The organism is Paenibacillus sp. FSL R5-0908 (genome assembly GCF_038006245.1).
GTDB classification, from domain to species: Bacteria; Bacillota; Bacilli; order Paenibacillales; family Paenibacillaceae; genus Paenibacillus_AQ; species Paenibacillus_AQ odorifer.
The window spans coordinates 5519587-5533309 of the sequence record NZ_JBBOUV010000001.1 but is presented as its reverse complement, the minus strand read 5'-3'; the positions used below and the strand labels follow the sequence as shown (position 1 = coordinate 5533309).

The window sequence follows — 13723 nt, the reverse complement described above, 5'->3', positions numbered from 1 at the left end:
AAGAACAGGAGGTAAGTTATGAAAAGAATTAAGACTGCCCTTATTGCATTATGCACTTTATTGCTCGTCCCGGTCGTACCTGAAGTTGCCTTTGTCGGAGAAGCCAACACGGCTTACGCCTCTGCGGCCAACATTAATGATTCCTTATCGGCGAATATTTACTCCCCGGCGGATTTACGAATGGCACCTGCCTCTAATACGGATACAACCGTAGTGCTGGCATGGGAGAAACCTCTATTTTATTCCAATATTACTAAGTACAACATTTATGACAGCGATGGAATCCAGGTTGGTTCAACGGATAGGACTTATTACAAGTTAATGGGATTAACTCCAGAGACGACGTATACCTACACGGTACGAGCGCAGGATATATCCGGAAATGAGTCTTTAGACAGTAATACAGTCCAAATCACAACTAAAAAGACGGGCCTCAGGTTTAATGTTAAGAATTATGGAGCATCCGGAGACGGAAACACCTTGGATACCGTGGCAATTCAAACCGCTATTGACGCGGTCACCCCAGGGGACACTTTATACTTTCCACCCGGCAAGTATGTGACAGGCGGATTGTTCCTGCACAGCAATATGACTGTATTTGTAGATGCCGGGGCTCAAGTGATGCCTAGTTCTCATAAGGCTGACTTCTTGCCGTTCGTAACAGCCAGGCACAGTATTGAGGAACCCGAGGCTTATCAAAGTTTGTTTAACGCCGGAGTTATGGATCATGACAAGTACGATGATTATAGTGTAACTGATATTACATTCCTTGGACCCGGAACAATTGGTGACGAGGAGAGCGGCTTGAAGCTGCGTGAGGAATACGATAACGACAAGGTCGAAGTTGGAACAACTTACGGTGGTGGACATCTGCTATCTTTTAATAATGCACACAATGTCTATATCGATGGATTGAAAATCCGCAATGGAATGATGTGGACCGTTGTACCGGTATATAGCAAAGACATCACCGCGTATAACCTCGACATTAACACTACGCAACATAATGGAGACGGCTTTAATCCGAATTCTTCCGAGAGCGTTTACATTTTGAATTCTACCTTTCAAACCGGGGACGATGGCAGTGCAATTAAATCCGGGATCAATCAAGAAGGCCGGGATATCGGCAGACCCTCCAGATTTATTTATTATCGCGGAGATACCTTTAGTGGTGGACACGGCGGGGTCGTTATCGGAAGCGAGATGTCTGGCGGAATAAGCGACATCTACGTGGAAGACTGCAATCTGATTCCCCTCGACGTCAAGTCGAACACTGTGGCACCGGGCTTTAAGATCAAAACAAGCACATCCCGGGGCGGCTATATTCGCAACATTCAAGTGAGGGATTCGCTTATCAACAAGATTGATCTGAATTCCAACTATGACAAGCTTCCTGTTCCTGATGTATATCCACCGGACATGAGTAATTTCCGGTTTATCAACCTGAGAAATAACGATATCTCTGGAACGGATAACATTATTTCGTTGACAGGGGCAGCCTCTACTTCAACAGCTGATAACGCCTTGAAGAATGTGCAGTTCATTAATTGTGCTTTTGCTAAGGCTCAATTAGCCTACACAGAGAACATCTTTTTTACAAATTGCAGTTTGCCCAAAGGAATTAGCGCTACGAACAGTGCAAATATCGTTCAGGATGGTACGGTCGTAACTGATAAAGCCTTCCCGGTTCACGAGGATTTCACGGAATATAAAGTAGGGGATACGCCGGGCGGATATTGGAGTGCTTCAAGTTATGCCCCGGGTCTGATCACCATTGCCGCAGACGGAGATTTGAATCCGAACAGTATCTTTCTTAATGACCTGGATAGCGGTTATGTAAGTGTATCCCGTGGTTTTGGATCGCAGACGGGAATCTTATCGGCAGAAGTGCATATGAAATTCCCCGCTCCTCCCAACTTAACGAACGGTGTGCCGAATGGTACTTATGCAAACAAACCCACCTCGAATAATCGAGTATTCCAGCTGCTCGGATCGAACGGTAAAGTAGCCGTCTGGTTAAACACAGAGAATTCGGGAGCATTAAGTTATGTCATCAACGGAAAAACGTCTCCTATCATCATTCCTGCGATCCCACTCGATAAGTGGTTTACAGTCAAGACGGTTGTGGATTTTCCAAACAAGCTTGTGGATGTTTATTACAACGGAACGAAGGTGTTAAGTAAACAGCCTTTCTATGATTCTACCTTAGCGATGGCAGATATTAGCACCTTCAAATCCATCGGGCCTAACAATAATACGACAGTGGCATCTCAAGTTTACTTGGATAATCTGTACATTAGTGCTTCTGAGGAAGCTACCAGCGGTTATGGAATCCAGTTAACACACTCAGGTTCGGCGAATTCAATCTCCGATAAAGGAGGGCGTTTAACCTTTAGTTCCTCCAAAACTACGGGAGAAACTTCGCAGGTTACATGGGCTGTTTACAATAGTGATCTGACCCCTACAGATGTGGCTACAATCGACGATAACGGAGTGTTAATCGCTAAAAGTAATGGTAAAGTCATCGTCGCAGCGACGATGAATGACGGAACAGCGATTATCGGATTGATGCCAATCACCATAACTGGACAAGAGACAGTTGTTGGCTATAAGTCCTTACAGGTAACGACCGCATTAGGAATGAAGCCTACGTTGCCGAATCAGATGCCGATTTTGAGAGAGGATGGAGCGGTAAGTTACGCTCCGGTAATCTGGGATTTAGTTCCGGCATCTGAATATCAGCAGATAGGAACATTCACTTTACAGGGTACAGTAACGGGATATTCAGCAAGAGCTGAAATTCAAGTACAAGTGGTTTCGGCTGGCATGACCGGTTATCGACCTGTCATCGCGACAACTGCGAAGGGTATCGCACCGAGTTTGCCAGACCACGTAACGGCGATCTTCAATGATCAAATGACCAAATCTCTGCCAGTGTCCTGGGAACCCATCTCTCCAGACTTGTATGCGGATACAAATATTGACGGGTTCAAGGTTAGGGGTACGGTACAAGGATCGGACCTACCGGTTACTGCTCATGTATATGTTCTGGCTGATATCGCTCCAGACGCGAAGGTTATCATTGTTGCCGCAGATGGAAGCGGAGATTATATGAGTATCCAAGCTGCTGTCCATGCAGTCCCGGACCATAACCGCAATCGCATCATTATTTTTGTGAAAAACGGCTTGTATTATGAGAAAGTTCTTATTCCAGATACCAAGCCTTACATCTCTTTAATGGGTGAGAGCAAGGATGGAACGATTCTCACCTACGATGATAATCCGAAAAAAACGGCCCCAGATGGTACCTCGTTAGGTTTGGGAACTTATACGGATTATACGCTCATGATAAAAGGCCATGATTTCTATGCCAAGGATCTAACGGTCATTAATTCCTCGGGTTCCGGAGCAGGGCAATCTGTTGCCGTCGACGTATATGCGGATAAAGCCTTTTTCGAAAATTGCAACATCATCGGTTATCAGGATACGCTGTTAACCCGTAATCTGACTGATAACGCGGATCCCAACAACTATGCCAATAATACAACCATTCAATCCTATCGTTCTTACTTCAAGGATTGTTTCATCTCAGGTTCGGTAGACTTTATCTTTGGTCCGGGTATCGCTGTTTTTGATAACAGCGAGATTCATTCCAGATTGGCTGGGCATGTGACGGCAGCTTCCACTCCTGAGGGACAGGAGTATGGCTATGTATTCCTGAACAGCAAAGTGACCGGCGAAGCGTTGCTTTCGTCCCTATCCGCTGTTGATTTGGGAAGACCATGGCGTCCATATGCGAAGACTGTATATCTGAACAGCTATATAGGAGATCACATTGCTCCAAGTGGCTGGAACAACTTCGGCAATTCAAAAAACGAAGCGACTGCGTATTACGGTGAATATCAAAGCTTCGGTCCGGGAGCAAATCCGCAGGCTAGAATGAACTGGACCCATCAATTAACGGACACGGCAGCCGAAGCGTATACATTGCACAGTATTTTCAGCGCAACGAGTGCGATCAACGGAAAAGAGGATTGGGATCCTACCCAGCTCGCTTCCGACAATCCAATCGAATCGCTCCTGCCAGTTCATGTTGAGACACCAGTAGGTGTGGCTCCTATTTTGCCAACAGTTGTAGGAGCTGTTTATGCAGACGAATCAGTGAAGCAAGTGCCTGTCGTTTGGGAAGCTATCAACCCTGAGCTATATGCGGTAGAAGGGCGATTTACAGTTACGGGCGCTGTCTATGGCACGGAGTTAAAGGCCGAAGCCAAAGTCATTGTTCGTTCGGGAAGTTTTTTAACCGGACCGGACTCTGTGGAGAAGGGGCAGTCTTTTGAAGTCGTATATGGCATGTCTCGTGTTACAAGTGATGTATATGGCTTGGATTTGACGCTGAACTACGATCCTGAGCAAATTCAGTTCGTGTCAGCGGAATCCTTGCTAGATGAAATTCGTGTCATCGATTCCTCTGATAATGAGGGACAAACACGGATTCTCATGGCAAGCACAACCCCAGGGGTTGGCATGAGCGGCGATTTACCGAGAATTCTTCAACTTCACTTCACTGCAAAAGATGTAACGGAAGCGACGGTTGCTAGATTAGAAGCGACCCACATTATTATGAGCGATGACGAAGGTAATGAATCTTCTGTGGAAGGCACTGCTTATCAGGTTAACATTACTGTGACTGATACAGGTTCGGGAGATGTCATTAGAACAGTGCTCCAGTCTATCCTTCACGAAGCCGCCAACACCTTGGCGTCGGCATCGATGGGTACACTTTGGGGGCAATATTCGCAGTCTGCTATTGCTATCTTTAAGGATGCCATTGCGAACGCAACCGATGTCTTAAACAACAGCGATGCTACACAAGAGGAAGTAGATCTAGCGGCTCAAGATTTGTCTGCTGCACTTCAAAAGCTCGTTACAGCGTTGAATCTGAAGGCCAGCATGAATGATCTTCTTCTTCTGAGCTCCAAATACGGCATCACTTCAAGTGATAACGGTTGGAGTGAGGTAAGTAGGTATGATCTGAATAAAGACCAGCAGATCGACATCGTCGATCTGGCTGGAATGGCCCGTAAAATCACTTCAAATTAAGTTTGCTAAATCTGGAGGGTGCTGACTCAGCGGCAGCGGCGCTCTCTCCTATCTTGCTATTGAAAGGGTGGATCAATCGAAATGGCTAAACTCAGAATCGCGATGCTTATGCTCCTTGTCTTTTTTCTAGCGGGACCTGTGGTAACGCAGGCTAGTGGCGACCCCAACTTCCAAACTGTGTTATCAAAAGAAAGTCCTACCCTCAACAGTACCTTTACTGTTGAGATTGCAGCGAACCTAGTGACGGATTTGTACGCGTACGAGCTGAATCTGACCTATGATCGCTCAAAGCTGAAGTTTGTGAGTTACACAGCAGATGAGGGTGGCTTCAACATTGACGCCCTATTGACGAATAACGGCGTGCGGCTGGCGCATACAGAGCTTGAGAAGAAATCAGGCAAGAACGGAGATCTAAAACTGGCCACAGTTACTTTCAAAGCGCTTGAGAGTGGCGATGCCAAAATCGTTCTATCCAGTGCGAAGTTAGTAGATTCGCAGCTGGCGGCGGTTAACTATACACCTGATGCATCGGCGATTGCGCATATTGTTAGTATCGATGACAACAACGGAAACAACGGCAATAACGGCAACAATGGAAACAACAGCAACAATAGTAACAACGGAGCGGGAGGAAACGGCAGTTCTGTCCAGCCTACAACTCCGAGTAATGTCAACGGTTCTACGATCAAACCGGTGATTCGTTATGACGCAGCTGCACAATCGGTACAATCAACCGTGGATCTAGAATCACTGCAGAAAGCTCTTAACCAAACTACCCCCAACGACAAAGGTGTAAAAAAAGTAATCATAGAAATCGAGTCGAAGCCCGGGGCAAAAGAGTACGTTCAGACGATTCCAACTTCGGCTATATCCAATGACGTCAAAAAGGCGGAAATTGAAATTGTAACACCACTGGTTAACCTCACTCTCCCTGATAATATGCTGCAAGCTGGGGTTATCTCCAATGAACAAATAAGTCTCCATATCACAAGTGTTGACTCTAAATCCTTGCAGCCGTCCGTGCAAAATCAAATCGGCAACCATCCCGTCATTCAATTAACTTTAACGTCGGACGGCAAGATCATAACCTGGGATAATCACCAAGCTCCGGTCACAGTCAGCATCCCTTACGTTCCTACTGCACAAGAGCTGCTTAATCCAGAGCATATTGTTGTGTGGTATGTAGACAGTCAAAGGAAACTTACTACGGTTCCTAGTGGTAGATATGATGCAAATTCCGGTCACGTTAGCTTTAAGACTACACATTTCAGCATGTATGCAATTGGTTATACGAATAAATCCTTTAAGGATGTTCAGTCTGTGGCTTGGGCTAAAAATCCGATCGAGGTTATGGCTTCCAAGGGAATTATTAGTGGTGTCTCCGATACAGAATTCCGCCCATCCCAAGCTGTTACTAGAGCAGACTTTTTGGTGTTGCTCGTTAGGACGCTAGAACTGAGCGGAAAAGCTGGAGATCCCTTCGCGGACGTCCCATCCCAAGCTTATTATTACGAAGCTGTTGGCATTGCTCGGGCACTTGGCATTGCGGAAGGCTCAGGAGACAATTTGTTCAAACCGCTTGAGCCAATCACCCGTGAGGACATGATGGTCCTAACCGCCAGAGCCTTGAAGGCGTCAGGTCAACAGGTTGCAGGTGGAGATACATCCGTGCTTCAACTGTTCAGCGATGTTGCGAAGATCTCTTCCTATGCGTCAGAATCTGTCGCAAGTCTAGTGAAAGCCGGTTTAATTCACGGAAATGGCCGCCAAATCGAGCCTAAGTCTACGACGACACGAGCGGAAGCAGCTGTGTTAATGTACAACATGTATAACCTCTGATAGTATTCGTGCACTTCTATTCTAAGGAGGAAGAAGATATGAAGAGGACCGCACCCTGGGGGCAAGAAGACACCATAAGCCGAAAAGTAACGGCTATAGCTATAATCGTGGCGATGATAATGAGCCTTTTATATGGTTATTCTCCGCGAACCGCTGCGGCCGCTGCTGCCAGCTGGCAGGCGAATACCACTTATGCGATCAACGATTGGGTTATCTATAACGATCTGGAATATCAGTGTTTACAAGCGCACACCTCGGAGAAAGGGCTGGAACCTTCAATTGCGGTGGCGTATTGGGCGAAGAATGGCAAGCCAATTCCGGGCAAGCTTGAAGCCGAGAACTGGGACAGTATGCAAGGGGTTCAGAACGAGACAACCACAGATACTGGAGCCGGTTTAGATGTGGGCAATATTGAAGCCGGAGATTGGCTGGAATACAAGGTAAACGTAGCTTCCGCAGGAATCTATACCGTAGATTTTCGTCTTGCTACGAAGTATTCAGATAAGGAGCTTCAATTGCTAGATAGCAGAGGAACTGTTCTGGCCGCAGTTTATGTGCCAAATACGACCGGTTGGCAAAAATGGACGACCGTAAGCGTGTCGGCAAATCTAAGTGCGGGTCCGCAGACCCTGCGCATCACGACGAAAACCGGCAACTTCAATATTAACTGGATGAAGTTCACTGATGTATTATCTGCCTCGACCCCGACAGGAGTAACCGGCAAGGCTGGTGATACACAAGCGACGCTTACCTGGCCGGCGGTTACCGGAGCGATTTCGTATAATGTGAAGCGTAGCGAAACTACCGGGGGGCCCTACGAGCTGATTAAGAACATGGAATCCCTCCGGTATGTAGATAGTGAATTGATGAACGATAAAACCTATTATTATGTCGTTAGTGCAGTAACCGATTCTGGTGAAAGCCCAAATTCTAAGGAAGTGGCCATCACGCCAATTCTGCTGCCCGACATACCTGCGGCTCCGACAGGGTTAACGGGAATAGCAAGGGACAGCCAAGTGACCCTGAAATGGGAGACTGCCGAAGGTGCGGAGCAATACCATTTGCTTAGAAGGGAAGACGGAGGGGCTAAGTATTCGGTCATCGCGTCGGATTTGACGGCAACCCAATATAACGACGCCGGATTGACTGATGGAACGGTATATGAATACACCGTTCAAGCTCAAAATGTGGGTGGCTTAAGCGAAAATTCGTTCTCCGTTAAGATTTCTCCAGTTGCTCCTTTAGCGAAACCAACTGGATTGATTGCTGTTCCTGGTGATGCCCGCGTGGATATAAGATGGAACCCTGTGCCGGGAGCCTCCTCGTACTCAGTGAAGCGAAGTGTAATATCGGGGAGGACATATTCGGTTGTGGCTAGCAATCTGACCGCTCCGGAATTTACCGATAGCACCGTACACAACGGCACGAATTATTATTATGTTGTATCTGCATCAACCGCTCAAACGGAAAGTATGAATTCCGATCAAACTCGCGTATCTCCGGTTCATGTCCAGCAGGGGGTACCTTCTTCGCCGAATGAAGTAACAGCACAAGCGGGAGTTAGCAAGGTTAACTTGCAGTGGACGGAGGTTGCTGAGGCTGATTCATACCTCGTTAAACGTGCGGCTTCGTTGGCGGGACCCTTTACAATGATCGCCAGCGTAACCCAAACAAACTATCTGGACAACAGCATAACAAACGGTGTGACCTATTATTATGTTGTATCTGCTGTTAATGCGAAGGGCTCGGGAGCAGATAGCCTGATCCAAATCGCCACTCCAGCTAAAGTAATTATAGTTGCGAAGGATGGAACGGGAGATTATACGTCCGTTACGGATGCTCTGAATTCAATTCCGACCGGGAATTCGACCCGGCGGGTGATCTATATCCAAGACGGTATTTATCATGAAAAGGTAGCCGTGCCGAATTCTAAGCCATCAGTTAGTTTAGTTGGTGAAAGCAGAGATGGAACGATTCTGACCTATGACGATTATGCGAATTCCGGAATAGGTACCGGAAACAGCTACACGTTGTTAGTCTCTGCCAGCGACTTTACGGCAGAAAATATGACGATTCGCAATACTTCGTTTGAGAGAGGAAATGTAGGTCCAGCAGTCGCACTTAACGTAACGGGCGACAGAGCGATTTTTACGAACGTTTATCTGGCAGGGTTCCAAGATACCTTATATGCAAACGGCGGGCGACAGTACTTTAACCGATGCATAATTGAAGGTGACGTCGACTGGATCTTTGGGAATGCCGCGGCTTATTTCTACGATTCGGAAATTAAGTTCGTTGGTGGCTTTGGTGGTCATATGACGGCAGCCTCTACAGATGAGAAAGCTGATTTTGGCTATGTTTTCATGAACTCGCGATTGACCCGCGGTACTTCTTCTTTGAAGGAATCGGTGACTCATGATCCTTGGAGACCGGAATGGGATATCGACACTAAGCTGGTTGCTACTAATGGTTCGCTAGATCTGGGTAGACCCTGGAGAGCTAATGCCAACGTGAAGTACATTAATACCTGGATGGATGCGCATATCAAAGCAGTAGGTTGGGATAATTGGGGAAATCCTTCTAACGAATCGACGGCGCGGTATGGTGAATACAACGCTTCGGGACCAGGTGCCAATGCGAAGGGCCGCTATCGCTGGTCGAGCCAATTGACATCTGACGAAGCTAATCAATACACCGTTCAGAATGTGCTGAAAGGAGCCGATGGGTGGGATCCTACGCTGTTCGGCACGCTTCCTGGGCATGAACAGAATGAACAGCAACCTGCTTCTCCAACCGGACTGAGCGTGACTTTCCCGAGCGGTGTTGCTGCGACATTAGGCGATTCTCCCGTAGCTCTGTCGTGGAACACGGTTGAAGGAGCAAGCTCTTATCGTGTCTATCGCGGAAGTCAAGCGGGTGGTCCATACTTGCCGATTGCATCCGATCTGATTCCGTCATCAACGTCCCCGCTGGCAACAATCCAAGGTGAGGATTGGACAGCGATGTACGGTGTCAAAACTCAGAATACGAGTGATGAAGGCGGAGGTCTAAATGTCAGTTATATCGATCCGGGAGATTGGATGGATTACGCGATACAGGTTCCTGCGGGTGGATTCTACACCTTGGATCTGCGCGTCTCTGCTCCGGACAGCGGTAAACAGCTTCAATTGAAGAGTGGGAATGGCACCGTGCTGAGCACCGTAGATATTCCGCAAACCGGTGATTGGCAGAGCTGGGCAACGGTCAGTGTGAATGTCAATCTTCCCGCTGGGAATCAAACTTTACGCCTCTATTCCGTAACGGGGAGCTACAACTTGAACTGGCTCCGCTTGACGGAGGGAGTGAAAGATAAGGTTCAATATTCGGATACGGTTGTGAACACCGGAGACCCTTTTTATTATGTGGTAACTGCTGTGAATGCCAATGGAGAGAGCGTTTATTCAACTGAAGTAACTTTGTCTTCAGCTCCGGTGAAATTTGATCGTAATCATGTGAATCAAGCGGATCTGTCCGTATCCGTGAAACGCTCGGGAGACACAATGACGGGAATTATGCTCGGAACCCATGCACTGAATAAGGGGGCCGATTACACTGCCAATGGAAGTATTTATACTATTCGTGATGTCTTCTTGTCTCAGTTGCCGATTGGGAAAAATACACTAACTTTCACTTTCGCTTCCGGAACTAAAATTCTGTTAGCCATAGAAGTTGTGAATTCCACCGCGCTGCCGGGACAGACCCTATCGAACATACCGACACTAGAGCTTTATAGCCTTGAGGGGGTAGCTCCATTCTTGCCAAGCATCGTTCCCGTTCAATTTACGGATGGATCCGAGAAAGCATTGGCTGTCGTGTGGAGTTCAATCGATCCAGCCAAGTATGCATCTGTGGGGAACTTCACTGTGCAGGGAACTGTAACGGGCACCGATGTAAAGGCAACTGCGAAGGTTAGCGTCAAATCCGCGGATGCCGTGGGGTTTGTAACGGGCGGGGATGACTTGCAAACGTATCAAAAAGATCTGCCATTCGATATGCCGGCGATTACGCTTCCAACATTTCCAAACGTAGAGTTTAATATTGAGGATTATGGCGCAGTTGGGGATGGTATAACCAAAAATACGGCGGCATTCGCAAAGGCAATTGAGGCGGCTACACTGGCAGGTGGAGGGCGTGTCGTCGTACCTGCTGGTGTATGGCTGACAGGAAGTATCCAAATGGCAAGTAATATTGATCTGCATGTAGAGGCTGGTGCACTCATTCAATTTAGTCCCGACTATGATGATTACAATTTGGTGAATGCAAAATATCAACCGATGCTGGCGGCATCGGGGCTCAGCAACATCGCAATCACAGGAAAAGGTGTTATCGATGGCAATGGGCAATATTGGCGTTATGTGAAGAAGGGCAAGGTCACAACTACGCAGTGGAATTATCTGTTGTCCTTGGGCGGGGTATTGATCGATAACGGCAGTGTTTGGTATCCGTCTCAACAAGCTGTAGGGGTATATCGTCCTATCATGGTCGACATCTATAATAGCAGCAAGGTGTTAGTCGATGGACCTACCTTTATGAATTCACCACAATTTGCGACTAGCTTCACGAAAATTCGGAATCTGGTGATCCGTAATTCAACGGTCAATAACGACGCTTGGTACCAGAACGCAGACGGGCTTGATGTCACCTCTTCACAGAATGTTGTTTTATATCACAACACGGTGAATGCCGGAGATGATGGAATCGGGATGAAGGCCAGCTATGACCCGAGTCCGACAAACGCCTTGTCCGAAGTCGTGATTGCCGACAATATCGTTTTCCGTGGCCATGGTGGATTGTCTATCGGAAGTAACACATCTGGAGGCATTCGTAACCTTGCGGTTCGTAACAATCAATATATCGGAACGGATAATGGGATCAATATTAAAAGTTTTGTCGGCGGTGGTGGTCCTATCGAGAACATCTATATCGATGGTCTCCATATGCAGAATATTGGTTATACGGCATTATCCATTAATGATTTCTATACTGGGCACAGCGAAGCAGTGGATAATGCGCAGCTGGGAGTGGATAACCGGGTTCCAGAGGTTAAAAATATCCACATTCGTAACGTTACAGTGGACGGAGCTGCGGAAGCAGTGTCCATCGATGCACTGGCCAATGTGCCTCTGCGTAATGTGGAGTTGACCAATGTGAAAATGTCGACTCAAACTGGATTCGTGTCCAGTAATACGATTAATATTCAATTCAATCATGTTCAGATCGTTCCGGCGAACGGAACCCTCTATACCATGAACAATGCAGCCGATATTTTATTGAATGACGTTCTTTGTCCGCCTGGTACAAGCACCTTTATCCATTTGAAGGGATTCGCGAGTAATATCCTATTGCAGGATACGGATTTTTCGCAGGCGGGGATACCGTTTCACTTGGATTCAGGCATAAGTCCTTCAGTTATTACGGTCTCTAACCCGGGTTCCATTCAGGCTCCTAAAGCACCCGCAAACGTAAATGTAACTACGGGCAGGGCCGAAATCTTGCTGCGCTGGGATGAGGTTGCCGGAGCTGATTATTATGCAGTGAAGCGAAGCGTAAATAGCTCAGAGGGGTATGTAACCATTGCCTCCAATGTCACGGACAGCACTTATTTGGACAATGCCGATCTTACTGCTGGTAATTATTATTATGTGATTACGGCAGTTAATGTTGGAGGTGAGAGCGATAACTCTAACGAGGTCAGCGCGGTTGTAAATGCTCCGTCCGTAAGTCTTCCCTATGCTACGGTTACGGGAGAAGGAACAACGTTTGCCGGCCAACAATTTGGTTTGGTTTATGGCTTAAATAATGATTACGTTACAGAAAGTGTCAGCACTGCTGTTTATGGTCAAGAGTTGACGTTTGAGTATGACCCGGACCTAATTCTTTATGATTCGGTAGAATGCTTAGCGGATGGATGGGGAGTGGAATCCGTCGATAAGGATGAGGTGAATGGAAAAATCACGATCAAGCTCGCAAGCACTGGATCTGGTATCCTTCCAAGCGGAGACATGCTCAAGATGCTCTGGCATTCATCAAACCTGAATTATGAAGGCGATACGACGGCCTATCTTCATTTGCACCCCGTTTTGATTGCCGATGGGAGCGGAACAGTGTCAAAGCTACCTAACACGATCTATGGCATGAAGATCATGATAGACAAAACGGTCCTGGCCAGCAAGGTCGATGTAGCGAAGAGCCTTACGGCAGATCAATACAATCCTTCCACTTGGTTAATCTTGCAAACCTATCTAACCTCTGCGAAAGTGATTCTTGCTGGATCGCAAGCCACACAGAATCAGGTGAATGCAGCTGCCTCGAACTTGCAGCTGGCTATGGATGGGTTAGATGGTGTCTCGGACAAATCGGCTCTGGCATTAAAGATTGCCATGGCACAAGCAACAGCCAATGACGCTACTATTGGCAGTAAATGGGGGCAATATACGAAGATGGTAGTAAATGAGCTTAACAATGCAATCGGTAAAGCTACGCATGTCGTGAATAATCCGAATGCAACTAAGGTTGCTATTGAGCAGGCAAACATTGATCTGGATGCGGCGCTGGCTACTTTCTTAAGCTCGGCCAATCCAGCAAGTATCGGTGATCTGGCTATTCTGTCCGCTCATTACGGTATAAGCTCCACTCATACGGATTGGATTCGATATCAGATTTATGATCTAAATAAAGATGGTCTTTTGGATATTGTGGATCTTGCGGCGTTGGCCCAGCTTATTCTACATCCCTAAAGTAG

At 47.0% G+C, this 13723-nt stretch carries 3 protein-coding genes; all 3 read left to right on the top strand.

Annotation, left to right across the window (positions count from 1 at the left end; translation table 11 throughout):
• Positions 1–18: 18 nt before the first annotated feature.
• The 3 genes from MKZ09_RS25130 (at position 19) to MKZ09_RS25120 (ending at position 13718) form a co-directional block, all read left to right on the top strand.
• Complete coding sequence (locus MKZ09_RS25130) at positions 19–5103, top strand: pectinesterase family protein (RefSeq protein ID WP_076207980.1); 5085 nt, start codon at positions 19–21, stop codon at positions 5101–5103.
• Positions 5104–5184: 81 nt separating this feature from the next.
• Positions 5185–6942 carry an S-layer homology domain-containing protein gene (locus MKZ09_RS25125; RefSeq protein WP_076207978.1) on the top strand — a complete coding sequence of 586 codons (1758 nt, stop codon included), beginning with the start codon at positions 5185–5187 and terminating at the stop codon, positions 6940–6942.
• A 38-nt stretch (positions 6943–6980) separates the two neighbouring features.
• A complete protein-coding gene (locus MKZ09_RS25120; RefSeq protein WP_076207976.1) occupies positions 6981–13718 on the top strand; it encodes a pectinesterase family protein in 6738 nt (2245 codons plus the stop codon).
• Positions 13719–13723 lie beyond the last annotated feature (5 nt).

Coding starts and splice junctions, on each gene's coding strand:
- MKZ09_RS25125 (WP_076207978.1), top strand. CDS start 5,185: ATGGCTAAACTCAGAATCGCGATGCTTATGCTCCTTGTCTTTTTTCTA.
- MKZ09_RS25120 (WP_076207976.1), top strand. CDS start 6,981: ATGAAGAGGACCGCACCCTGGGGGCAAGAAGACACCATAAGCCGAAAA.
- MKZ09_RS25130 (WP_076207980.1), top strand. CDS start 19: ATGAAAAGAATTAAGACTGCCCTTATTGCATTATGCACTTTATTGCTC.